Below are 22,421 nucleotides of genomic sequence, written 5' to 3'. Positions count from 1 at the left end.
TCATAATAGGGTAAATGCTTACTTGCATTTACCCTTTCATTATTCAACCTGTTTTTATAGGTTTTTTTGATTTCCTTTTGCATCGCGCTCAACTTTCATTTTTGTTACTGGTAGATATCCTTGTTCTTTTAATAGTGTGTTTTGGATATCGTCAGACATTAAATAGTCAAGGAACGCTTTAGCAAGATCTGTTGCTTCACCTTTTGTATAAGAGTGTTGGTATGCCCAAACTGGAAATTTACCAGATTGCACATTTTCTTCATTTGGTTCTACTCCATCGATTGCAAGTGGAGTTACAGATTCGTCAGTGAAGTATGAGAATGCAAGGTAACCCACTGCACCATCAGTTTCATTGATAATCTTTTTAACGGTGTTTGAAGAATCTTCCGTAATCCCTTCAGCAGGTGTGGCACCATCAAGGGCGAACTTATTGAATACCGCACGTGTTCCTGAAGAGTCCGGACGGTTTACAAGAACGATCTTCTGGTCTTTTCCGCCAAGTTCTTTCCAGTTTGTGATTTTTCCAGTGAAAACTTTAATTAAATCTTCCTTTTTAATATCTTTAATACCAACTTTAGGGTTAACTGCTGCTGTCATACCTACAACAGCTACTTTATGGTCAACAAGCTGATCAGCTGGAATGCCTTCTTTTTCTTCAGCGAATACGTCTGAGTTACCAATCTGCACAGATCCTTCAGCAACTTGTGATAAGCCCGTACCAGATCCACCAGCGTTTACTTGAACATCAACATTTGGATTTTCAGCCATAAACTCTTCAGCAGCAGCGGCAACTAATGGTTGCATAGCAGAGGAACCAGAAACAGTTAATGAGCCAGAAAGTTCTGTAGTTTTATTATCTTTATTAGCAGTTTCATCTTTTTTATCAGTAGAGGCTCCCCCACAAGCAGCAACGAATACCATTAATGCTGCTAGAGTAAGTAATAGGCCAAATTTCTTAAAGCTTTTCATTTGTTTAATTCCCCCTGTGAATTTTGGTTTGTTTGTTATTTGTTCTGTCTTACATGTCTAAGAATAAAACTAAACTGTTAACCGAGTTTTAATTGAATGTAAAGGTTTTGTAAAGATATGTTGAGTTTGTGTAAATCGATAATATTTTCTATATATAAATTGTCCTTAATGCGTTAGATTAATGCAAAGTAGAACTTAAAAGTATAAAAAACACCTGCCTCAATCTGAGACAGGTGTTTCAGTAATATTAATGATCAGCTTGACTACTGTTTTGGGTTTATTCGTTATTTACTTCCTGTTGATCAGAGGTTGCATTTTTTTCTGTATTTTGACGTTCTTTCTTTAAGTCAAAGTACGCATCCAAGACTCTTCGGCCGATTAAATTATTGATACTTGGACCGCTATTCCCTTGATATGCCCACGGTACGACAACAGCCATTGCCACTTCTGGATTATTAGACGGTGCAAAACTTACGAGACTTAGGTTCATTACTTCAGTCCCACGCTTTGACTTATCAGCGCCGTCATAAAACGCCTGTGCTGTTCCCGTTTTTCCTGCAGGGTGATAATCTGCGCTCTTAAAGTAACTTACAGCTGTACCGTCACCCACCTGCATGACCATCCGAAAACCTTCTTGAACCCGCTTAATCCAAGATTGCTTCATATCTAAACGATTTAATACTTTCGGCTGAATTTCCTCGACAATTGGACCCAATTCATTATTTTCCATTTCTGGTTCGCGAATTTCCTTAACCAGATGCGGCTGGATCCGATTCCCACCATTTGCGATTGTGGAGACGTACTGTGCGAGTTGGATTGGTGTATATGTATCATATTGACCAATCGAAAGGAAAAGAAGTAAACCAGGAGTCCTTTCAGGACCTGGAAAGCCGCTCATTTCATTAGGTAAGTCAATCCCTGTACGCGTACCTAAACCAAACTGACTAAATGACTGCCGCATAGTATCAAAGGCAGAATAATCTAATGGCAACGGTTGATTTTGTCTATACTGGCCACCAGCCATAGCAATAACAGTTTTCCACATATATACGTTGGAGGAGACCTGTAGTGCCCTTAAATCATTTATCCTGCCAAATGTCCTCCATGAAGACATGACAGGTGAGCTTGCTATTCTCAATGGTTCATCTAGTTGTGTAGAGCCTGGTTGTATTGCCCCAGTTTTATATCCAGTTAATATCGTCGCCCCTTTAACTGCTGACCCAACGTTATAAGAAGTGGTAATATTTCCTCCTGCAAAGTCCTTCATGACTGTTTTTCCTTTTTTATCTTTACCAATTTGTTTTCCAGCCAGTGATAGGACTTCACCGGTATGTGGATCCATTAGAACGACGAAGGCTCGATCTAGAAGGGAGGTATTTGGTTTTTGCTTTGCACTCCACATTTCTTCTTCAATGATATCTTCTACCTTCTTCTGAAGATCCATATCAATGGTTAAAACAAGATCTTTACCCCTTTTTCCTTCCGAAACTACTTCAGTTGAGAGTATTTTACCGGACTTGTCCGTTACATTTTTCACTTTTGCCTTTTGACCATGCAATACATCTTCATATTTTAATTCGAGATAACTTTTTCCAACCCGGTCATTACGGCTGTAGTCACGGGCCATATACTTTTCTAATTGCTCCTTGGGAATCCCTGCTTCGGAGGAAGTTACATCTCCTAATATGGATTTTAATGTATCACCGAAAACATACTTTCGTTCCCAATCAGTTGTTGTATCAACACCAGGTAAGTTTTCTAAGTTTTCACTAACAATCGCAAATTCTTTAGGTGTAACATTTTTATTTTTAACAATTTGAGGCGTCAGGGCATAACCACTATTAAAGTCCCTATAGACAGCAAGTGTTTCAAGATCTTCACCAATAATACTGTTTACTTCATCCTCAGTTATTCGATCAATCTGAAGCTTATAAATTTGCTTATCATCCAATTTTTTTTGTTCATATAAAGCCCATTCTTTTTTCGTAACTTTTGCTTTTGCTTCTTTGGGATGTTTTAAAATCCAATAATCCTTTTTATCACGAACAGGAACTTTCGATGTATCTTTGTTAATGATTTTTGCTAATTTTGCCGCGCTTTCCAACATTTCCTTTTGGGTGGTTTGTTGATATTTTGTGTAAGTAATCGCGTTCAAGGGTGTATTATCAACAATGATTTTACCATTGCGGTCGAACATTTTCCCCCTTGGTACAGGGTTATTAACAGTAATATCTTCCGTACGTTCAATTTCACGTTTAAAATCATCACCAAATACGATTTGCAATTCACCAAGTCTAAGGATAAGGATAGAAAATAGCAAAAACACGACAAAGAATAACATGTTTAAACGAAAGGGCACATGTTCCTTCTTTTTTTTCTTTTTATTATTCAAGGTATATAAACACTTCCTTTTTTCACGGCTTAAAGTCACTTTCTCTATTTTAAAGGATAATTCCGCTTTTATCTATGAAAAACCCTTACCATTTTCAGCATAAAAGCCTCAGTGAAAAATGAAAAATGCGGTGAGTAAATAAAATACTCATCGCATTACGGTGCTGGTAAATGTACTCTTTTAATAAAAAGATAGATGCATGTGTGTCCAGCACCCAAAGCAAGTAGTAGGATTGGTATACTGATTTCTGCATTAAACCAAGTGATAGCAGCTAAAAAGGATAATATAGAAACAATCCTTCCCAAATTTAAGAATATTTCCCGAACTACAATGTACTCAATCCTCATTTCTGCCGCTTTCCAACCTGTTCCAATCACATCATATGTAGTGGACATATATGGGACGAGCAAAAGCGGATAGGCAATTGCAATCATCCCACCATAGATTAACAATTTGACAAAATTCACGTCCCATACAATTAACAGGACAGACGCATATAGGATAAGTCCACCAATAAGAATCGCTTTTTTTCGAAACTTTTGTTTAATTAACCTTGACGCAAGATAATACGCTATAAATGATATTCCTGAATTAAGGAGACCAAATGTTCCTAAAGACAGTTCACTTCCCGTCGAAATATAAACAAGCACTGATATCACAAATGCAAAGGTCCCTTCCCTCAGTCCCTGGAAAAAGTTAGCGTTTGTTATCAGTCGCCAATTTTCATTTTGTTTTCTTTCATTAAGAATCTGTATAAAACAATAGCTTCCTGCCGATGGTCGTGGTTTCAATGAAAAACTCATAAAAACCGCAAGTGCAAATAAAGCTAGCGACATCCCAAAAACAATGGTATATCCTGTGAATTTGTCAAATCTAGTTATGATGATTCCAGCAGCGATTGGTCCAACCATTCCACCCGCAGACGATAATATCCCTAAAAAACCATTAAAAAAATCTCTCGTATCTGGTTCGGTGATCTCAAATGTTAACACATTATAAGCAAGCCAATAAAACCCATAACCTACTCCTAACAGACTCCCTAATAAAAGTAAATAAGTAGAAGCCTTTGTGCCAGCTATTAAAACCATTACATAAAATAACGCTAAAAAAATCACACCGATTCTAAGCACGATCACCCTGTCAATTTTCTTGGCCCATCTGCCAGCCAAAATGAACGTGAGCAGTTGTAAAACAACAATCGATAAATTAAAAAGGGCGATATCTGAATACTTACCCGTTTGTTTCCATAGATAAATATTTACAAAAGTATTGGATAAAGCAATACTTAATGAATATAACCCACCAATAATCAGCAAAAGTGATAAATCTTTTGTTAGTTTAACATCACCTAGAATCTTAAATTTTTTTGCCATAAAAAACTCCCCTTTATCTTATGGGTAGTCTTTAACAAGCAAGTTTTTCTTATTCACATATTCAAATCCAAAAAAAAGAAGACAGCTTAAGCTGCCTTCTTACCATTGCTATTATTTTGCTTGGCTGTAACGTTTTGAAACTTCATCCCAATTTACTACATTCCAGAAAGAGGAAATATAATCTGGGCGTTTGTTTTGATATTTCAAATAGTAAGCATGCTCCCATACATCAAGACCAAGAATTGGAGTTTTACCTTCCATTAATGGAGAGTCTTGGTTAGGTGTACTTGAAACTTCTAATTCTCCGCCAGACACAGATAGCCATGCCCAACCAGATCCGAAACGAGTAGTTGCAGCTTTAGCAAACTCTTCTTTGAAGCTTTCGAAACTGCCAAATTTGCTGCTGATTGCGTCAGCTAATTCACCAGTAGGTGCACCGCCGCCATTTGGAGAAAGGATTTGCCAGAATAATGAATGGTTAGCATGACCGCCGCCATTGTTACGAACGGCTGTACGTGCAGCTTCTGGAACCGCATCCAAATTAGCAATAACTTCTTCAACTGATTTAGAAAGTAATTCTTCATTACCAGCTAAAGCGTTATTTAGATTGGTTACATATGTGTTGTGATGTCTAGTGTGGTGAATGTTCATTGTTTCTTTGTCAAAATGTGGTTCAAGTGCGTTTTCTGCATACGGTAATTGTGGTAATTCAAATGCCATGATTATTCCTCCTATGTATATGGTAATTTTTTCAGCCTTAGAATTTTGAATATTTCTAAAGCTTCCCTTTTTAAGATACCAAAGTCAGTACTCAGTTTCAAATATAATGCTTAGGCTCTTAACATAAATACCATACCCGTAATGAACGATTTTATTCTAAATTTTACTAAAACGTAATCCACTACCGTTCCTAACAATGATTCGGAAATTTGTCACCTTTCATCCAAAGGGCAATCTGTCAACGATTTTTGTCATATCCGACTTTTGTTACTACCAATTCATGTAAAGGTTCTATTGACACCTTGTTAATAATTTATTTTAATCAAAGAGTAGGGTGCTAAGGAGTGATTTTCCATGCAAAAAAGTAGTAATTCTATATATAATTTACTAGTTTACTTTTACGAAAAAAAAGAACCAATTCAAAAGATTAAAGCCGGTTCCGTTCTTTTTCAAGAGAAGGACCCTGCCCAGTATGTTTTCTTATTGCTTAAAGGAAGTATTTCACTTGGAAGAGTTCATTTACGCGGCAAGGATTTTATCTTAAAAATCTTAAATGACCAGGAATTAATTGTAGAGTATCAACTTTTCAAACCATCTCCTCATTATCAATTTTACGCAAAAACGATGACAGATTGTGAAATGATTTTTATCAAGAAGGAGCAATTTGAAGAATTTATTAAAAATGATCCAGAAGCAATTAGCGCTCTTGTTGCATGGCTAAGTACAGGTTATTTAAAGGCACAAATGAAATGCCAAGACCTAATTATGAATGGTAAAAAAGGCGGTTTATATTCTATCCTCATCCGCTTATCTAATACTTATGGAATTAAGACAGAAGATGGAATTCTTATTGATCTGCCCTTAACACATCAGGAATTAGCTAATTTAACCTATGGGACGCGTGAAGTTATTCAACGAGCCTTAAAAGATCTTCGCGAGAAAGAGATCATTACCTACGATAATCAAAAGTTTACTATAAAAAAAATCAACTATTTAAAAGAAGAAGTTGACTGTCAAAATTGTTCCTTTGAAATTTGCGGATTAAATTAACCAAACAAATCCACCCATATAAGTGGCTCAGGCTGTCGAAAAACTTTCGATAGCCTTTTTTTATTCTCTTCCTTAAATTATCCACCGCGTTAATTTGTTAAAATAATATTAATAAATAGGATTTTCACCTTGTCTGTTGATTTGCGCTCCAGGCGCTTCGCTTTCCGCGGGCGTGCCGGGGAGCCTCCTAGTCGCTTCGCTTCTGCGGGGTCTCCCCTGCCCCGTACTCCCGCAGGAGTCTTCGCGCCTTCCGCTCCAATCAACGGTGTAGTATTCAATAAAGAACTTCAACTCATATAAAAAATAATAAGAATTAGTGAAATCAATGTTTATGCCAAAAGAGTTGAGCCAAAGTGAATATGAATTTGTGTCAATTTATGAACTTGTTCCAGAAGATTTAGTAGGACTAGAAAAAAAGTATATTGCAATGCTTTAAGTTAATTTGCCTCCCTGGTGATTGGAGTGGAGGGCACTCGACTCCTGCGGGATAGAGAGGTCACTGGAGACCCCGCAGGCGCCAAAGCGCCGAGGAGGCTCCAGGACCTCCCCGCGGAAAGCGAGTGCCCGGAGCGGAAATCAACAGGCCCTTTAGCAGGGACAATCAATTAATAAAAATCGGGATTTAGATTCAGACAAAATAAAAAATTACCGAGAAAACGACCCTTTCTCGACAATCTGAGCCACCCAGAAAGGTGGCTTCTTTACAAGACTAAAATGAAAAAATAAACAATCATAAGGATTTGAATGATTGTTTTTGTTATAACACTGCTTATAAATCCTATGACCGAGCCAAAACCAATTTTAATACTATCAGTGAAATTTCTTTTGTTGAAGATTAATTCAGCGCCTATTGCCCCGATAAATGGACCAATAAGGATTCCTAAAAAAGGGATAACAAATGGTCCAACGATAATCCCTATCGTACTTCCCCAGATTCCAGCCTTGGAACCTCCATATTTTTTAATTCCAATCATATTAGCAATATAGTCGGCAACAAATAAAAGTACAATAAACAAACCTTGAATCAACCAAAAGTACCATCGAAAGGGTTGAAAATTAAAAAAGACTCCATATAGTAAAAAGCCTGCCAATATAAATAACACACTTGGAACAATCGGATACACCAGACCAACAAATGCAACAATAAATAACAAAATGATGATACTCCAATAGACCAATTCCATTTTATCCATCCCTCATAAAACTTTTTCTAGATATTTTATACAGTTTACACTTTCCTTCATACGATTAAAACTTGGAATAGGTTTCAAAATATTAAATTGAGTTGCTGTCATTCTTGTATATAACCTTTACTAAAGATACAATAGATGCTGAAGCAATCATTTGTGATTTAATGTATAAAGGTGGTCATTATGAATATTTTCAAGCAATTGTATAAAAGTATCTACTCTCCTAAAGATATTGCCTTATTTCGATTCCAAGGGATAGGAAAAACAATATTATTTGTTTTCTTCTTAACATTAATTTCGATTCTGCCGTCAGTAATTTACTTAAGTACCGCACTTACCACGGGTGTCGATACGGCAAGAACCATTATTACTGACGAATTACCTGATTTTTCAATTCAAGACGGGCATCTAACAGCCGATACTAAAGTGCCCATTACATTAAATAAGGATGATTTTTCTATTATTTTAGACCCAACTGGATCTATTTCTGCAGATGATATCCAAGATGAGGGAAATTCTTTTGCCATGTTAGAAGATCAATTTGTTTTAGCTGCAGGTGGCCGATTTGATACATATCCCTATTCCATGTTAGAAGGGCTAAACATTGCAAAGGGAGACATTGTGGATTTTATTAACACAATTGGCGGAATAAAATGGATAATAATCCCTGTGGTTTCTGTGTTTATCTACTTGTTTGCATGTGCTGGCAGTTTTATCGAGGTAACGGTTTTGGCTCTAATTGGTTTATTATTAAAGAACCTTTTAGGTAGGAAACTAAATTACCGGCAGTTGTGGCGAATGGCTGCATACAGCGAAACATTACCAACATTGTTTTTTACCATTATGGCGGCAATTAAAACAACCGTTCCTAACAGCTTCATGATTAATTGGTTTGTTGTGATCATCGTTTTATACCTGGCTATAAATGAAATTCCAAAACCCAAAAAAGTGAACTAAGAGGCGCCCATAGCGGGCGTTTTTTTATTAACTCGTTCTTTTTCCAATTGGACAAGCATACCAATGTACAAACTGTCTATTTGGAGGCTTGTCCGATGAAAAAGTTATTTGGTTTCTTATTAGCCGTTTTAATCATATATGTAATTTATATTGATTTAACTGTTGGCACCCTGCCTTCCCAATTCACACAGCAGGTGGATGCTAAAATCGAAACACAAAATACGGAGTTGAAAACAGAAACAGACATCCCTTCTTTCGAAGCACAAGTTGAACCAGGTGAAACAGTGCTATCTATCGTGGAACATCAACTGGATAAATCACTTCCGGTATCGATTTCCGACTTAATCGAGGACTTTCGAAAATTAAATCCTGGGGAGACTCCAGAAAAAATTCAAATCGGGTCTACATATCATTTCCCTGATTACTCAAAATAAAGAGGATAGTGCTTATTCTTGTCAAAAATAGTGAAAGGCTGATAAAATAGAGTCGGATTGTTTTTATATACCTTATTCGAATCCCATTTTGAAGGAGCGAATTACACGTGAGTGAAATATTACACCGCACAAAAACCCGACCAATTAAAGTTGGTAACTTAACGATTGGCGGGAGTAACGAATTATTTATACAAAGTATGACCACAACAAAAACGCATGATGTTGAAGCAACCGTTGCTGAAATAAAGCGTCTTGAAGAAGCTGGCTGTCAGATTGTTCGGGTGGCTTGTCCGGATGAACGGGCTGCGAATGCCATTCCTGAAATCAAAAAAAGAATCAACATTCCACTTGTTGTCGATATTCATTTCGATTATAAATTGGCTCTTAAAGCAATTGAAGGCGGAGCAGATAAAATCAGAATCAATCCCGGTAATATCGGAAAACGGGAAAAAGTCGAGGCTGTCGTAAAAGCCGCGAAGGAAAAAGGCATTCCCATCCGAATCGGGGTAAATGCTGGCTCACTCGAAAAGAGAATTTTAGAGAAATACGGATATCCAACAGCAGATGGTATGGTCGAAAGCGCGCTACACCATATTAAAATTCTTGAGGATTTAGATTTCCATGACATTATTGTTTCCATGAAGGCCTCTGATGTAAATCTTGCCATTGAAGCTTATGAAAAGGCATCGAGAGCATTCGATTATCCCCTTCATCTTGGGATTACTGAGTCTGGAACCCTTTTTGCAGGCAGCATAAAAAGTGCGGCGGGTTTAGGCACTATTTTACACATGGGAATCGGTAACACACTACGTGTTTCCTTAAGTGCAGACCCAGTTCAGGAAGTAAAAGTTGCTAGAGAACTTTTAAAGGTGTTCGGTCTCTCTTCTAACGCGGCCACATTGATCTCTTGCCCGACATGCGGCCGGATTGAAATTGACCTCATTAGTATTGCAAATGAAGTCGAAGAATACATTGAAAAAATTAAAGCTCCGATCAAAGTAGCTGTTTTAGGCTGTGCCGTTAACGGACCTGGAGAGGCCCGTGAAGCCGATATTGGCATTGCCGGTGCTCGAGGTGAAGGGTTATTATTCAGGAAGGGTGAGATCGTCCGCAAGGTTCCTGAAGCGCAATTAGTTGAAGAATTGAAAAAAGAAATTGACCAGATTGCCGAAGAATATTTTCAGAAAAAAGCAGAGGAAGATAAAATTACGAATTAACATCAAGAAACCCGGTATTTTCACCGGGTTTCTTTTTGCTCCTATGCAGGTTGTGTTAAAAGAACGGAAGAATAAAGATACCAATAACAATTGATATTGCACCGATACCAATGGCCCAGGCGCCTAGCCCTGTGGCCCCTCTCCTTCTGGCAACAAAACCTAACACAATACCTGCAGCTCCAAAAAGAATAGGTAATACAAACAGTGATAAAATCGAAAGCACCAAAGCAAGCGTTCCTAGACCTGTACCACCTGCAGCATTTTCCTTTTGCCCCGTCTGTTCCTTTCTTCGAATAAGTGGAACAGGAGCAGCTATTTCCGCTGCTGTTTCTTCCCTATATTCTGAAGATCGTATCGGAACAGAAGCACCAATCTTAGGATTATTGTCATCTTTTTTCAATGTGTAGTGAGCCCTAATAGGTGCGGCAATTTCTGATGCTGTTTCCTCCCGATATGATGTAGGAGAATTGGGAATATCTTGGCCAATATTTGCACTTTGAAGAGCTTCCTGCACTTTCGTGTCTCTTTCATCTGCCATCCTAATCCCTCACTTTCAGTAATAGGAGCATTAATTATTGTTCGCCTCTATCTGCTTTTTAGTATGTTAATGTTTGCCTAAATTAGTTTTTTGTTTCTTTTCCCCCGTTGACCACTCAATTTTGGTAAACTAAAAGGAGAATCCTAAAAGCTATATGAAGGTGAGAGCAAAAATGAGAAAAAGGTTTGGAATCGATATTGATGGAACGGTTACATGCCCCAAATCCATCATCCCTTTTATTAATAAAGCATTTGACATGAATATTATGTATGAGGACGTTAATCAATATGAATTAACTCCATTCGTAAATGTTTCAGAAAAAGAGTTCGCCACATGGTTTTCTGAAAATGAACCCATGATTTATAAAGGCTCTCCTCTCGCTGAAGGAGCGGGAAAAGTCTTAAATAAATGGGAAAAAGAGCATGAATTGTTTTTCATTAGTGCACGTGGCTCCCATTTACTCGATGTAACCATCCAATGGTTCCTTGATAAAGGCTTAACCTTTGACCACATTGAATTAATTGGATCACATGACAAAGTAGCCACAGTGAAAAAGCATTCGGTTGATATCTTTTTTGAGGATAAACACGATAATGCTGTAATGATCCATGAAGAGTGTCAGATTCCTGTCATATTATTTGATACACCATATAATCAAGATCCGCTTCCAAAGGGTGTCATCCGGGTTAATAACTGGAAAGAAGCTTATATTTGGGTAGAAAACTGGGAAAAGCAGCAGCAGGTCCACAGGGAAATGGTTAGTTCCAGCATTTAATTTTAGATACAAAAAACAGCTTGTATGCAGACAAGCTGTTTTTTAATGACATTCAGGACAAAGACCGTAAATCTCAAATTTATGACCTGAAATATCGTATCCTTTTAAATTTTCACTTAAGTCGTTCATTGGGCAAGTTTCAATTTCTTTCGTTTTTCCGCAGGTCATACAGATAAAATGATGATGATGGTGATGTCTTGAACATGTAAAACGGAAATGTTTCTCTCCTGATAATTCTGTCATCTCAAGAATCCCCATATTCACAAACAAGGAAAGATTACGATAGATAGTATCAAAGCTCAGACCTGGATAATCATCTTTAAGCTGATCCAAGACGTCCTTAGCCGTTAAATATTTATCACTGTCAGCAAACAATTGAAGCATATCTTCTCTTTTACCAGTTTGTTTAAATCCTTTTTCTTTTAAGTATTGGATTGCCTCATTAACGTTCACCTGACGGCACCCCCTTACGAATTAAGAATTTTTTATAAAAAATAGAAAAAATTAAGATAAGGACTGCAATCATCACGATTGTTCCACCGGGAGCTAAATCTAAGTAATACGCAGTAAACAAGCCGCCAAGTACTGACACTTCACCAAAAAGGACAGATAAAAAAATAGTTTGCTTAAATCCTTTGGCTAGCCTTATACTGGCTGCTACAGGTAACGTCATTAAAGATGAAACCAACAAAATTCCGACAATTCTCATAGAAGCTGCAATTACCAAGGCCACCATCACAATAAAAATAAAGTGAATACTTTTGGCCGCTATCCCTGAGGCTTTCGCGTGTTCTTCATCAAAGGATAATAAAAAAAGCTCTTTATACAATAAAATAATCACTAAAATTACCAAGATACCGATAATAAATACGACCCATAAATCGGTTCTGCTAACTGCCGAAACACTGCCAAATAAATAACTAAACAAATCAGTATTAAAACCATTGGCAAGCGAAATAAATATCACCCCTAAGCCAATACCACTAGAGAGAATAATTGGAATCGCAAGTTCTTGGTAGTGCTTATAGACGCCCCTAAGTTTTTCGATGAATAATGATCCCCCAACAGAAAAAACCATTCCTAAGTATAGTGGATTTACTCCTGCCATCATCGCAACATTTCTTTCAAGAAGCAGGCTCGCTGCTATGCCTGCCAGAGTAACATGACTGAGTGCATCCGCAATTAACGATAGTCTTCTTACAACAACAAATACTCCTAGTAACGGGGCAATAAGTCCGATCATAAGCCCTGTTAAAAAAGCATTTTGTAAAAATTCATAGTGAAAAATTCCTTGAATCATTTTACAACGCCTCCGTGCTCATGATGATGGTCTAGCATGTGAACATCATGGCCATAAATTTTAGAAATACCATCAGCCCGGAGCTGTTCAAATTCCATTGTTTCCCCATGAAAATGCAAATGTTTATTCAAGCACGCAACATGTGAGACTTTTTCCGAAATCGTCCCAATATCATGAGTAACCAATAAAAGGGTAATATCATGACTTTTATTTAAATCACCCAGCATTTGATAAAAATTATTAACATTCTCGGCATCAACGCCTACCGTAGGTTCATCCAGAATGAGGAGACTTGGTTCACTAACGAGGGCTCGTGCAATAAAAACTCTTTGTTGCTGACCTCCAGAGAGCTCACCAATATTTCTGTTGCTAAACCCTTCCATACCGACTGCCTCCAAGGCTTCGATTACTTTTTGCGCATGTTCTTTTTTAAAAAACTTAAACATCCCAAGCTTTTTGGTTAAACCACTCTCGACAACTTCAAATACAGTAGCAGGAAAACCAGTGTTGAAGGAATTAGCCTTTTGAGAAACATAGCCAATTTTTTGCCAATCTTTAAACTTATTAATTTCCTTACCGAATAAAAAGATGTCCCCTTTTTGTGGCTTTAATAAACCCAAAATCAACTTCAATAATGTGGATTTTCCAGATCCATTAGGACCGACAATCGCTAAAAAAGAACCACTTGGAATAGTAATGTTAATGTCCTCTAGCACAACATCTTTTTCATAACGATAAGAAAGTTTTTTTACTTCTATAATTGATTGCATAGTCAGCGCATCACCTTTAATTATAAGAATCATTCCGATTTAACCTAAAGTAGTATACAATAGGTATTCTTGAATGTAAAGTCTGCCACTCCGGCATTCGTCCATTTGATTCACAAAAATCTCTAATCACACTCCCGGAACTTCTTCATACATTAAGGTGAGGAGTGGTGAGGGTGACAATTTTTCAGAGCATCATTAATCATAAAATTAACACGATCACAGCTGAGGAACTGGTAAAATATGCGGATCAATTTAAAATATCAGTGACTAGGCAGCAGGCAGTGAAAATTGCCGAATACTTAAGAGGGAAAAATGTGAATATATTTGATGATTCACAGCGGACTCAATTAGTGAAAGAAATTGCCAAAACAGCGGGTCCAGCAACGGCCCGAGAAGTAAATAAATTATTTATACAGTTAACTAAAAAGTAAAAGCTGTGCACTTTGCACAGCTCTTTTTTATGATTGCATGATAAGGTCAAGCAGGTTCTCATTGAACTTTTGTTCCCGGAGCATATGAATCTCAAATTTATATGGGGCTTTTTTATTATTCTTATCCTCACCCACATATGGAGTTTCTAAAATCTTTGGAACATCGGTAAGCTGTGGATGGTGGACAATATAATTTAGGGCCTTAAAGCCGATATGGCCAAACCCAATATTTTCGTGTCTATCCTTTCGCATTCCGACCGCATTTTTACTATCATTAATATGCAGTACTTTCAATTTGTTCAAGCCAACTATTTTGTCAAACTCATTTAATACACCATCAAAATCCTCAACAATATTATAGCCTGCATCATGCGTATGGCAGGTATCAAAACAAACGGATAACTTATCACTATAGTTTACTCCATCCATTATCATCGCTATTTCTTCGAAGGATTTTCCACACTCGGAGCCTTTTCCAGCCATCGTTTCCAAGGCAATTTGGACTTGCTCTTTGCCAGTCAGTACTTCATTTAATCCTTCGATAATTTTTTTAATACCAGCCTCGGTACCAGCACTTACATGTGCTCCAGGATGCAGGACGATTTGCTTTGCTCCAATTGCCTCTGTTCTTTCAATTTCTGTTCGAAGAAATCTAACACCCAATTCAAAAGTATCTGGATTGGTTGTATTTCCAATATTGATAATATAAGGAGCATGAACGACAATTTCGGAGATACCGTTCTGTTCCATATGCCTCCGCCCTGCTTCAATATTGAGATCTTCGATTTTTTTTCTTCTTGTATTTTGCGGTGCCCCGGTATAGACCATAAACGTGTTTGCACCATAGGAAATTGCTTCTTCACTTGCGGCAAGCAGCATATCTTTCCCACTCATCGAAACATGTGATCCTAATTTAAGCATACCTTTTTCTCCCTGGTTTGATTATTTTTTTCTTTGCTCAATCCTTCGTTCACGCTTTTTAATTTTATCCATTTCCCATTGCATTTTCTTTTTATAACCCGGTTTTACTTTATTTGGCTTCTTAACCAACGATTTAGCTTTTTGATCGGCCTTATCCTCTTGCCTTACACGCGTCTTCCTTTTATTACGTTCATCGACGGTAACAAATTCGTTATTTTTAAGATCGACATTCTTAAATTGAATCCCCATTTTTTCTAACCGGTTTAACGCATCTTCATCCGATGACTCATAAATTGTGAGGGCAATGCCCGAATTTCCGGCACGCGCTGTTCTCCCGACTCTATGGATATAAAAATCTAAGTCTGACGGGAGTTCATAGTTGATGATATGGCTGACCCCTTCTATATCAATTCCTCTAGAAGCAAGATCTGTTGCGACAATATATTGATAATCCAAATCCTGAATTTGCTTCATCATTTGTTTCCGTTCCCGAGGATTTAGATCTCCATGAACTCGGCCAACTTTTAAACCTTTTTCATTTAAAAAGTACGCCACTTCTTCAGCCATTTTTTTTGTATTCGTAAATACAATCGCTAGATAAGGATTGTAGGCAAGAAGGGCATCATGAACAAGCTGCTTTTTACTCCGGTGTCTTGATGGCAAAAGATAATGCTCTAAATTTTCTGCTGCTCTTCTTTTCGGTTCTATCTGAACAGTTTTTGGATTTTCCATATATTTTTTAAGAAAGGGTTTTAATTTTTCAGGGATCGTTGCTGAAAAAACGAGCATTTGCAAGTTTTCTGGCATTTTAGCCGCTACTCGATCCAAATCTTCAATAAATCCCATATCTAACATCATATCAGCTTCATCCACGACCAGCATTGCCGCAGTATGAACAAATAAAGCTTTTTCACTCATCAGGTCCTTGATTCTACCCGGAGTTCCAACAACTATATGTGGCTGAACCTTTAATTTTTCAATCGACCGCTGCTTATCCGTCCCCCCAATATAGCATCTAGTCATAATGGATTGCTCTGGGCTGCAATGTGTCGTTATTTTTAATATTTGGTGATAAATTTGAGAGGCAAGCTCTCTTGTAGGTGCAGTAATGACAGCTTGAACTTCCTGTCGTGACGGGTCAATTTTTTCGAGGATTGGAAGAACATAGGCAAGAGTTTTTCCCGTCCCTGTTTGTGACTGACCAATAGCACTCTCTCCCTTTAAAACGACAGGAATCATCCGTTCCTGAATTTCAGTCGGCTCAGTAAAACCGAACTCCTTAACGGCTTCTATAATAAATGGTTGAAACGTAAAACGATCAAAACGATTTTCTTTCATATATTTGCTCCTTATAATTAAAATCTCATGATTTTGGAGTAGTTTTTTTACTTAAGCAAGTGCAACACTTTCTATTCCATCATGCAATTATAGTCAATATTTCATCAAAACTCCAGTTATCTTTCGTTTTAATATCATTTTCTACTTATTACTGACTTTTAAACAACTAAATTTAGTCTTTGTCCTGTGTATAATACCTAAACCAAATTAGGGTAAATGCATAATTTAAAGCATGAGGCAATTGAAAGGAGGCAACGAGATGCAACCAAGACCAAGAATGCCTATGCAGGGGGGAATGGGACCAGGACCTTTTGGACCACGTAATCAGATGATGAACCCTGGTTTTAACCCTTTTAGCGGTAGGAATCCAATGATGGGTGCCCCTTCCAATCCGTTTGGAGGAGGAAATAACCCCATGATGATGGGGCAAATGATGAGAAGACCTAATCCTATGAACAAAGGCGGCGGGGGATTACTTTCGAAAATTCTCGGAGGAAGAAGCCAAGCTGGCGGCTTTATGGGAATGCAAGGAGCAGGAAAAGCAGCATCAGGAGGCGGAGGACTGCTCCAATCTTTGAGTAACCCCGGCGGACTAACTAGCATGTTGAACAATACGCAGCAGGTGCTAAAGACAGCCCAGTCGATTGGGCCGATGATCCAACAATATAGCCCAATGATAAAAAATCTTCCTGCAATGTGGAAAATTTATAAAGGATTCAAAAATGCTTCAAAAACTACGGATGATGCAACAGTAGAAAATAACCAATCAACTGGTGCCGCCGTCGATGAATCATCCAATCATGAAGAACCTGTAAAAAGTACTTCCAATAAAAAAGGGCAACGCAAAAATAAGCAACAGCAAATGCCTTCAAAGAAAAGTCCAAATCAAAAAGGAAGTTCTGTTCCGAAAATGTATATTTAAATGCAGAATGCTGGAGACAGCATTCTTTTTTTCTTCCTAAAACTGCTAAGGAAAATTGTATCTTTGTATTATTTCTATTAGTTTTATATAATAAACACGTAAAACTATTAAACAATGTCTTTTTTAGGAGGACTTTTTATATGCAAATTATCAAAATTTCACCACGAGGTTACTGCTATGGTGTCGTCGATGCCATGGTTATTGCAAGAAACGCTGCTTTAGATAAAACATTACCACGCCCAATCTACATTTTAGGGATGATTGTTCATAATAAACATGTTACAGATGCTTTCGAAGAAGAGGGGATTATTACCCTAGATGGAAAAAACCGTAAAGATATTCTCGATAAAGTAGAAACAGGTACGGTTATCTTTACTGCTCATGGAATATCTCCAGAAGTTAGAGAACTCGCAAAACAGAAAGGGCTAGTAACGATAGATGCGACATGTCCTGATGTAACGAGAACCCATGATTTGATTGAAGAAAAAACAAAAGAAGGCTACCAAGTAATTTATATCGGAAAAAAAGGCCATCCAGAACCGGAGGGTGCAGTTGGTGTGGCCCCTGGCATGGTCCACCTGGTTGAAACTCCAAATGATGTAGATGCATTAACGATTGACTGTGAAAAGTTACTTGTCACAAATCAAACAACAATGAGTCAATGGGATGTGGCTGATACGATGAAAAAAGTTCAGGAAAAATATCCAAATGTAGAAGTCTATAATGAAATTTGCCATGCAACGCAAATTCGCCAAGAAGCAGTTGCAGAACAAGCAACAGAGGCTGATGTGACGATTGTAGTAGGTGATCCAAAAAGTAATAATTCCAATCGCCTTGCACAGGTCTCTGAGGAAATTGCTGGAACAAAGGCGTATCGCATTGCTGATATAACTGAGTTAGAAATTGAGTGGATTAAGGATGCCAAAAATGTCGCGGTAACATCCGGAGCCTCTACTCCAACACCGATAACAAAGGAAGTAATCACATTCCTTGAACAATTTAACCCAAATAATGAAGCCACATGGGAACGTCGAAAAAAGGTCCAATTAAGCAGAATATTACCAAAGGTTAAAAAAACCTAAGAGTAAAATAGTGAATAAAAAGAACCGAGTCTGCGGACCGGTTCTTTGCTTTTATACAAATTGGAATGGATCTGTATTTACTTCAGAAGGAAAAATCTCCACGGTATAACCCGTTTCTTGACACATCTTTTGTAATGTTGCAGTCAGGCCTTTTTTCATCACTTTTTCCACATTATGGCCTGGATCAATCATATTCAAGCCCTGCATTGCTGCATCATGGGCAGTGTGATAATAAATATCCCCTGTAACATACACATCTGCCCCTTGAAACTTGGCATTCATGAAGTATTTATTTCCATCCCCGCCTAAAACAGCAACCTTTTTAATTTTAGTGCTTAAATCGCCAACCACACGGACAGTTGAAACTTCAAGTGCTAATTTCACTTTTTCCGCAAATTCTCCTAATGTCATTTCATGGACTTTTCCGATTCGGCCAAGACCGAGTACTTCACCTTTGTTCTCAAGCGGGTAGACATCATAGGCCACCTCTTCATATGGATGTGCTTTTATCATAGCAGTAATCGTTTTCTTTAGAAGTGGTTCAGGAACAATGGTCTCGATTCTTACTTCCTCCACTTCTTCTAACCTGCCTGTCTCACCAACAAATGGATTGGTATTTTCACCAGGCACAAATCTTCCTGTCCCATTTGCGGAAAATGAACAATGGCTGTAGTTTCCAATAAATCCTGCGCCTGCATTTCCAAGGACTTTTCTAATAACTTCTGCATGGCTTGCTGGGACAAAAACAACTAATTTCTTTAGCTTTGTATCAAAAGTCGGCACGAGTACCTCTGCATCTTCTAATTCTAAAGCATTTGCAAGCAGGTCATTTACCCCGCCTTTTGCGACATCAAGGTTCGTATGGGCTGCGTAAACAGCAATATCGTGTTTCAATATTTTTTCGATCATTTTCCCTTGAACCGTGTCAGTTAGCAAATTCTTAAGAGGTCGATAAATAATCGGATGGTGGGCAATAATGAGCTGAACATTTTTTTCAATTGCCTCATCGATTACATTTTCCAGGACATCAAGGGCAATCATTATTCGTTCAACTTTTTTATTTAAGCGTCCTATTTGTAAGCCAATCTTATCCCCTTCCATCGCCAAACCTTTCGGGGAAAACTGTTCAAATAGTTGAATGACTTCGTGACCATTAGGAATTTTCATTCTTTAAAGCCTCCTCTACCAGCTTAATTTTGGCGATCATCTCTTGTTTTTTTTCATTCGTTTCAGGAGTTTGGCTTGCACCCTCAAGTGCTTCATATATACGCTGCCAATTGTTTATTTCTGCTGTCCATTTTTTCTTAAAGGTTTTATCCTGTTTTTGTAGAAGGAATGGACCCACTAAAAGCCCCATATCAAGATTTTTTTTATAAGGCTTATTAGGATCGCCCTTTTCACCTATTAAAATCTCGTATATTTTCCCATCTTCCTCAAGTATTTCTTCGTCAATTAGTTCCCAGTTATTTTCAATAAACCATTTCCTGATCGAAATCGCGCTAATATTTGGTTGTAACACCAGGCGTTTGACGGAAGTCAGTTTATCTTTACCATTTTCTAGAATGTTTGCAATTAAGGCACCGCCCATTCCAGCAATTGTAATACAATCCACTTCACCCGGTTGAATAACTTCCAGACCATCACCTAATCGCACGGAAATAACCCCCGCTAACCCTTCTGCTAATACATTCCTCTCAGCCAACTGGAAGGGACCCTTAGCAACCTCACCAGCAATGGCAAATGGTAATCCCTCATTTTTTGCTAAGAAACAAGGTAAATAAGCATGGTCTGAGCCAATATCTGCGAGCCTCGCTCCTTTTGGAACATAGTTAGAAACCGCAGCCAATCTTGCTGACAATTTATCTGTATTCAAACATACCACCACTTTTTATATGTAATTTATATAGTATAAAAAAAGTCCTTTACAGATGCAAAGGACCTTTTCTAGTTATTTAATGTTTGCTAACCAATCTGCCATTGCTGCAGCCTGTTCTGGTTTAACAAGACCTGCTGGCATGCCTGTACCCTTACCTTTTGTAACAAAAGTCATAAGTTCTTCCTTAGAATACTTGCTGCCCACACCTTTTAATGTAGGTCCTACTACCCCTTGATACTGGTCGCCATGACAGCCAATACAAGATTGCTTGTAAATGTCTTCTGGCTTTGATGCGGCAACCTCTGTTTTCTCATTGCCTTCACCATTTTCCTTAGCAACTTCTTTCATATCACCAAGGCCTTTGAAAGACAAAATTAGAATTAACACAATTCCAAATGCCATGATGAGAACGTAAGGAATAACCGGATTTCGCTTCATGATATAACCTCCCTTATGTACGAACGTCTGTTAAATATTGAATAAAGTCTACAAACAACTACTATTTTACTTGAAAATGAACAGAAGGAAAAGCCCTAAACTTATTTTATCACTATAATCTTAATAAAAAAAAGAAAACAAGCCAAATTAGTGAAAATATCTAGTTTAGCCTGTTTTAAAATTTACTATTTTATTTTATTAATCATAGGCTCCCTGAACAATCCCTACGGCTATTGCACCAATCCCTATACGGTCCGGCCATCTAACCATAAATAAAAACTGTTTAAGGCCTCTCCAAGCTTCCCTAAAAGGTTCTCAAAAGGTACTTTGACATCTTCTAACACAGTTCGGTTGTATTTGATAATTTCAAGCCCATCTCCTAAAATAAAAGAATAAAAAGCGGGCCATGAATTTTCTTAAGTCTATTTGCAAAATGAGAGACAATTCAGTAAAATGGATTCAAATAGAGAAAGTGCTTACATTTACTTAAGTGTTTCCACTTGTGTATTCATTAATTGATGCACAAGAAAAAAGCCTACTTCAGTTATGAAGTAGACTATTCATTAGAATATTTTATTCTAAGAAATCTTTTAATCGTTTGCTGCGACTAGGATGGCGTAATTTCCGCAATGCCTTTGCTTCAATTTGACGGATACGCTCACGAGTAACACCGAAGACCTTTCCTACCTCTTCGAGTGTACGAGTACGTCCATCATCCAGTCCAAAACGCAGGCGAAGGACATTTTCTTCCCGGTCTGTTAAAGTATCTAAGACATCTTCAAGTTGCTCTTTTAATAATTCATAGGCAGCATGCTCTGAAGGTGAGGTTGCATCCTGGTCTTCAATAAAATCACCGAGGTGGGAATCATCTTCTTCACCAATAGGTGTTTCCAGTGATACAGGCTCTTGGGCAATTTTCAAAATTTCCCTAACCTTATCAGGTGTTAGATCCATATCTTCACCAATTTCTTCAGGTGTTGGTTCACGGCCAAGATCCTGAAGTAATTGACGCTGAACACGAATTAATTTATTAATGGTTTCAACCATATGCACAGGAATCCGTATGGTCCTTGCTTGGTCTGCAATCGCACGTGTGATGGCTTGACGAATCCACCAAGTTGCATAGGTACTAAATTTGAAGCCTTTTCGATAATCAAACTTCTCAACAGCTTTGATTAGACCCATATTACCTTCCTGAATAAGATCAAGAAAGAGCATTCCACGACCGACGTAGCGCTTTGCAATACTTACTACAAGACGGAGGTTGGCTTCAGCTAGACGTCGTTTAGCTTCTTCGTCGCCTGCTTCAATTCGGTTAGCCAGCTTAATTTCCTCTTCAGCAGAAAGCAAATCAACACGGCCGATTTCTTTTAAGTACATACGAACTGGATCATTAATCTTAACCCCTGGAGGGACGCTAAGATCATTTAGATCAAATTCATCATCATCACCTTTAGCTAATTGCTTAGGATTTGGATCTTCCTCGTCACTTTCACCAACTAATTCAATACCTTGATCACCGAGGAACTCGTAAAATTCGTCCATTTGGTGTGAATCTAGTTCAAAATTAGCCAATTTCTCAGCAATATCATCATAGGCAAGGACGCCGGTTTTTTTACCCAGTGCCGTTAACTGGTCTTTCACTTGTTCAAAAGTGAATTCATTCTCAACTTCTTTTGAACGGGCTGATTTTTCAGCAGCCATATGTCCCCCTCCTTCCAGAATCAA

The 22,421-nt window shown here is 37.9% G+C and carries 24 protein-coding genes and 1 pseudogene; 8 read left to right on the top strand and 17 right to left on the bottom strand.

All coding sequences use genetic code 11. The features are described 5' to 3' along the window. Positions 1 to 54: 54 nt before the first annotated feature. From COE25_RS04095 to COE25_RS04080, 4 genes are all read right to left on the bottom strand, one after another. Positions 55 to 969, bottom strand: a complete 915-nt coding sequence (locus tag COE25_RS04095; protein ID WP_088088990.1) for a phosphate ABC transporter substrate-binding protein — start codon at positions 967 to 969, stop codon at positions 55 to 57. 277 nt (positions 970 to 1,246) lie between these two features. Then, positions 1,247 to 3,310: a peptidoglycan D,D-transpeptidase FtsI family protein gene (locus COE25_RS04090; RefSeq protein ID WP_098931970.1), complete on the bottom strand. Its 2,064-nt coding sequence runs from the start codon at positions 3,308 to 3,310 to the stop codon at positions 1,247 to 1,249. A 206-nt stretch (positions 3,311 to 3,516) separates the two neighbouring features. Next, positions 3,517 to 4,734, bottom strand: a complete 1,218-nt coding sequence (locus COE25_RS04085) for an MFS transporter (protein WP_098931421.1) — start codon at positions 4,732 to 4,734, stop codon at positions 3,517 to 3,519. A 111-nt stretch (positions 4,735 to 4,845) separates the two neighbouring features. Next, a complete protein-coding gene (locus COE25_RS04080) occupies positions 4,846 to 5,454 on the bottom strand; it encodes a superoxide dismutase (protein ID WP_098931418.1) in 609 nt (202 codons plus the stop codon). Positions 5,455 to 5,808: 354 nt separating this feature from the next. On the opposite strand from COE25_RS04080, the gene COE25_RS04075 reads away from it, so the two are divergent. After that, positions 5,809 to 6,504: a Crp/Fnr family transcriptional regulator gene (locus tag COE25_RS04075; protein WP_098931416.1), complete on the top strand. Its 696-nt coding sequence runs from the start codon at positions 5,809 to 5,811 to the stop codon at positions 6,502 to 6,504. 89 nt (positions 6,505 to 6,593) lie between these two features. Here COE25_RS04075 and COE25_RS30505 read toward each other — a convergent pair whose 3' ends face one another. Both COE25_RS30505 and COE25_RS04065 read right to left on the bottom strand, forming a co-directional pair. Next, positions 6,594 to 6,782 carry a hypothetical protein gene (locus COE25_RS30505; protein ID WP_180247412.1) on the bottom strand — a complete coding sequence of 63 codons (189 nt, stop codon included), beginning with the start codon at positions 6,780 to 6,782 and terminating at the stop codon, positions 6,594 to 6,596. Between the two features lie 423 nt (positions 6,783 to 7,205). Further along, on the bottom strand, positions 7,206 to 7,688 hold the full coding sequence (locus COE25_RS04065; protein WP_088088995.1) for a DUF456 domain-containing protein: 483 nt from the start codon (positions 7,686 to 7,688) through the stop codon (positions 7,206 to 7,208). A gap of 189 nt (positions 7,689 to 7,877) precedes the next feature. Between COE25_RS04065 and COE25_RS04060 the strand changes: the two genes are divergently transcribed. The 3 genes from COE25_RS04060 (at position 7,878) to ispG (ending at position 10,302) form a co-directional block, all read left to right on the top strand. Continuing rightward, positions 7,878 to 8,651, top strand: coding sequence for a DUF1189 domain-containing protein (locus tag COE25_RS04060; RefSeq protein WP_098931414.1), 774 nt, complete (start codon positions 7,878 to 7,880; stop codon positions 8,649 to 8,651). A 95-nt stretch (positions 8,652 to 8,746) separates the two neighbouring features. Next, positions 8,747 to 9,085: a hypothetical protein gene (locus COE25_RS04055; RefSeq protein ID WP_098931411.1), complete on the top strand. Its 339-nt coding sequence runs from the start codon at positions 8,747 to 8,749 to the stop codon at positions 9,083 to 9,085. A 116-nt stretch (positions 9,086 to 9,201) separates the two neighbouring features. Then, the gene (gene ispG, locus COE25_RS04050) at positions 9,202 to 10,302 is read left to right on the top strand and encodes a flavodoxin-dependent (E)-4-hydroxy-3-methylbut-2-enyl-diphosphate synthase (protein ID WP_179196035.1); all 1,101 of its coding nucleotides are present in this window, start codon (positions 9,202 to 9,204) and stop codon (positions 10,300 to 10,302) included. A gap of 55 nt (positions 10,303 to 10,357) precedes the next feature. Here ispG and COE25_RS04045 read toward each other — a convergent pair whose 3' ends face one another. Then, positions 10,358 to 10,675 carry a hypothetical protein gene (locus COE25_RS04045; RefSeq protein WP_483861191.1) on the bottom strand — a complete coding sequence of 106 codons (318 nt, stop codon included), beginning with the start codon at positions 10,673 to 10,675 and terminating at the stop codon, positions 10,358 to 10,360. Positions 10,676 to 11,012: 337 nt separating this feature from the next. Here COE25_RS04045 and COE25_RS04040 point away from each other — a divergent pair, with 337 nt between their 5' ends. Continuing rightward, a complete protein-coding gene (locus COE25_RS04040; RefSeq protein ID WP_098931407.1) occupies positions 11,013 to 11,615 on the top strand; it encodes a 5' nucleotidase, NT5C type in 603 nt (200 codons plus the stop codon). A gap of 42 nt (positions 11,616 to 11,657) precedes the next feature. Here COE25_RS04040 and zur read toward each other — a convergent pair whose 3' ends face one another. Genes zur through COE25_RS04025 form a run of 3 tightly spaced genes read right to left on the bottom strand, consistent with a single transcriptional unit; the run spans position 11,658 to position 13,685 of the window. Then, the gene (gene zur, locus COE25_RS04035) at positions 11,658 to 12,068 is read right to left on the bottom strand and encodes a zinc uptake transcriptional repressor Zur (protein ID WP_088089001.1); all 411 of its coding nucleotides are present in this window, start codon (positions 12,066 to 12,068) and stop codon (positions 11,658 to 11,660) included. After that, entirely contained in the window at positions 12,058 to 12,915 is an 858-nt protein-coding gene (locus tag COE25_RS04030) for a metal ABC transporter permease (protein WP_098931405.1), read from the bottom strand. The genes zur and COE25_RS04030 overlap by 11 nt, the downstream gene beginning before the upstream one ends. Then, positions 12,912 to 13,685 carry a metal ABC transporter ATP-binding protein gene (locus COE25_RS04025; RefSeq protein WP_098931403.1) on the bottom strand — a complete coding sequence of 258 codons (774 nt, stop codon included), beginning with the start codon at positions 13,683 to 13,685 and terminating at the stop codon, positions 12,912 to 12,914. The genes COE25_RS04030 and COE25_RS04025 overlap by 4 nt, the downstream gene beginning before the upstream one ends. A 173-nt stretch (positions 13,686 to 13,858) precedes the next feature. Between COE25_RS04025 and COE25_RS04020 the strand changes: the two genes are divergently transcribed. Further along, on the top strand, positions 13,859 to 14,116 hold the full coding sequence (locus tag COE25_RS04020; protein WP_088089004.1) for a DUF2624 domain-containing protein: 258 nt from the start codon (positions 13,859 to 13,861) through the stop codon (positions 14,114 to 14,116). A 27-nt stretch (positions 14,117 to 14,143) separates the two neighbouring features. Here the strand turns inward: COE25_RS04020 and COE25_RS04015 are convergent, their stop codons facing one another. Together COE25_RS04015 and COE25_RS04010 are read right to left on the bottom strand one after the other, a co-directional pair. Next, positions 14,144 to 15,037 (bottom strand): deoxyribonuclease IV, encoded by an 894-nt coding sequence (locus COE25_RS04015; RefSeq protein WP_088089005.1) that lies wholly within the window; start codon positions 15,035 to 15,037, stop codon positions 14,144 to 14,146. Between the two features lie 21 nt (positions 15,038 to 15,058). Next, on the bottom strand, positions 15,059 to 16,375 hold the full coding sequence (locus COE25_RS04010) for a DEAD/DEAH box helicase (protein ID WP_088089006.1): 1,317 nt from the start codon (positions 16,373 to 16,375) through the stop codon (positions 15,059 to 15,061). A gap of 259 nt (positions 16,376 to 16,634) precedes the next feature. Here COE25_RS04010 and vrrA point away from each other — a divergent pair, with 259 nt between their 5' ends. Then, a complete protein-coding gene (vrrA, locus tag COE25_RS04005) occupies positions 16,635 to 17,297 on the top strand; it encodes a VrrA/YqfQ family protein (protein WP_179195920.1) in 663 nt (220 codons plus the stop codon). A 140-nt stretch (positions 17,298 to 17,437) separates the two neighbouring features. Further along, complete coding sequence (locus COE25_RS04000; RefSeq protein WP_098931401.1) at positions 17,438 to 18,379, top strand: 4-hydroxy-3-methylbut-2-enyl diphosphate reductase; 942 nt, start codon at positions 17,438 to 17,440, stop codon at positions 18,377 to 18,379. 51 nt (positions 18,380 to 18,430) lie between these two features. On the opposite strand, the gene COE25_RS03995 is transcribed toward COE25_RS04000, so the two are convergent. The 5 genes and pseudogenes from COE25_RS03995 to rpoD form a co-directional block, all read right to left on the bottom strand. Then, entirely contained in the window at positions 18,431 to 19,546 is a 1,116-nt protein-coding gene (locus tag COE25_RS03995; RefSeq protein WP_098931399.1) for a Nif3-like dinuclear metal center hexameric protein, read from the bottom strand. Then, the gene (locus tag COE25_RS03990; protein WP_098931397.1) at positions 19,533 to 20,252 is read right to left on the bottom strand and encodes a tRNA (adenine(22)-N(1))-methyltransferase; all 720 of its coding nucleotides are present in this window, start codon (positions 20,250 to 20,252) and stop codon (positions 19,533 to 19,535) included. Before COE25_RS03990 ends, COE25_RS03995 begins: the two co-directional genes overlap by 14 nt. 75 nt (positions 20,253 to 20,327) lie before the next feature. Beyond that, entirely contained in the window at positions 20,328 to 20,693 is a 366-nt protein-coding gene (gene cccA / locus COE25_RS03985; RefSeq protein ID WP_088089011.1) for a cytochrome c550, read from the bottom strand. Between the two features lie 201 nt (positions 20,694 to 20,894). Further along, positions 20,895 to 21,072 (bottom strand): annotated as a pseudogene (locus COE25_RS32185) (acyl-CoA dehydrogenase); the annotation flags it as partial. 194 nt (positions 21,073 to 21,266) lie between these two features. After that, the gene (gene rpoD / locus COE25_RS03980; protein ID WP_088089012.1) at positions 21,267 to 22,397 is read right to left on the bottom strand and encodes an RNA polymerase sigma factor RpoD; all 1,131 of its coding nucleotides are present in this window, start codon (positions 22,395 to 22,397) and stop codon (positions 21,267 to 21,269) included. Between the last annotated feature and the right edge of the window lie 24 nt (positions 22,398 to 22,421).

The organism is Bacillus sp. AFS031507 (assembly GCF_002584635.1).
Classification (GTDB): domain Bacteria; phylum Bacillota; class Bacilli; order Bacillales; family Cytobacillaceae; genus Neobacillus.
Note: the sequence above shows the minus strand (reverse complement) of the source record. Positions and strands in the feature narration are given on the sequence as shown.

Bases quoted from the DNA above. Each gene is read 5' to 3' on its own strand.
- vrrA (WP_179195920.1), top strand. From the start codon at position 16,635: ATGCAACCAAGACCAAGAATGCCTATGCAGGGGGGAATGGGACCAGGA.
- COE25_RS03995 (WP_098931399.1), bottom strand. From the start codon at position 19,546: ATGAAAATTCCTAATGGTCACGAAGTCATTCAACTATTTGAACAGTTT.
- COE25_RS04000 (WP_098931401.1), top strand. From the start codon at position 17,438: ATGCAAATTATCAAAATTTCACCACGAGGTTACTGCTATGGTGTCGTC.
- cccA (WP_088089011.1), bottom strand. From the start codon at position 20,693: ATGAAGCGAAATCCGGTTATTCCTTACGTTCTCATCATGGCATTTGGA.
- COE25_RS04030 (WP_098931405.1), bottom strand. From the start codon at position 12,915: ATGATTCAAGGAATTTTTCACTATGAATTTTTACAAAATGCTTTTTTA.
- COE25_RS04090 (WP_098931970.1), bottom strand. From the start codon at position 3,310: ATGTTATTCTTTGTCGTGTTTTTGCTATTTTCTATCCTTATCCTTAGA.
- COE25_RS04085 (WP_098931421.1), bottom strand. From the start codon at position 4,734: ATGGCAAAAAAATTTAAGATTCTAGGTGATGTTAAACTAACAAAAGAT.
- COE25_RS04015 (WP_088089005.1), bottom strand. From the start codon at position 15,037: ATGCTTAAATTAGGATCACATGTTTCGATGAGTGGGAAAGATATGCTG.
- COE25_RS04060 (WP_098931414.1), top strand. From the start codon at position 7,878: ATGAATATTTTCAAGCAATTGTATAAAAGTATCTACTCTCCTAAAGAT.
- COE25_RS04025 (WP_098931403.1), bottom strand. From the start codon at position 13,685: ATGCAATCAATTATAGAAGTAAAAAAACTTTCTTATCGTTATGAAAAA.
- COE25_RS04095 (WP_088088990.1), bottom strand. From the start codon at position 969: ATGAAAAGCTTTAAGAAATTTGGCCTATTACTTACTCTAGCAGCATTA.
- rpoD (WP_088089012.1), bottom strand. From the start codon at position 22,397: ATGGCTGCTGAAAAATCAGCCCGTTCAAAAGAAGTTGAGAATGAATTC.
- COE25_RS04065 (WP_088088995.1), bottom strand. From the start codon at position 7,688: ATGGAATTGGTCTATTGGAGTATCATCATTTTGTTATTTATTGTTGCA.
- COE25_RS04075 (WP_098931416.1), top strand. From the start codon at position 5,809: ATGCAAAAAAGTAGTAATTCTATATATAATTTACTAGTTTACTTTTAC.
- COE25_RS04055 (WP_098931411.1), top strand. From the start codon at position 8,747: ATGAAAAAGTTATTTGGTTTCTTATTAGCCGTTTTAATCATATATGTA.
- COE25_RS04010 (WP_088089006.1), bottom strand. From the start codon at position 16,375: ATGAAAGAAAATCGTTTTGATCGTTTTACGTTTCAACCATTTATTATA.
- COE25_RS04080 (WP_098931418.1), bottom strand. From the start codon at position 5,454: ATGGCATTTGAATTACCACAATTACCGTATGCAGAAAACGCACTTGAA.
- COE25_RS04040 (WP_098931407.1), top strand. From the start codon at position 11,013: ATGAGAAAAAGGTTTGGAATCGATATTGATGGAACGGTTACATGCCCC.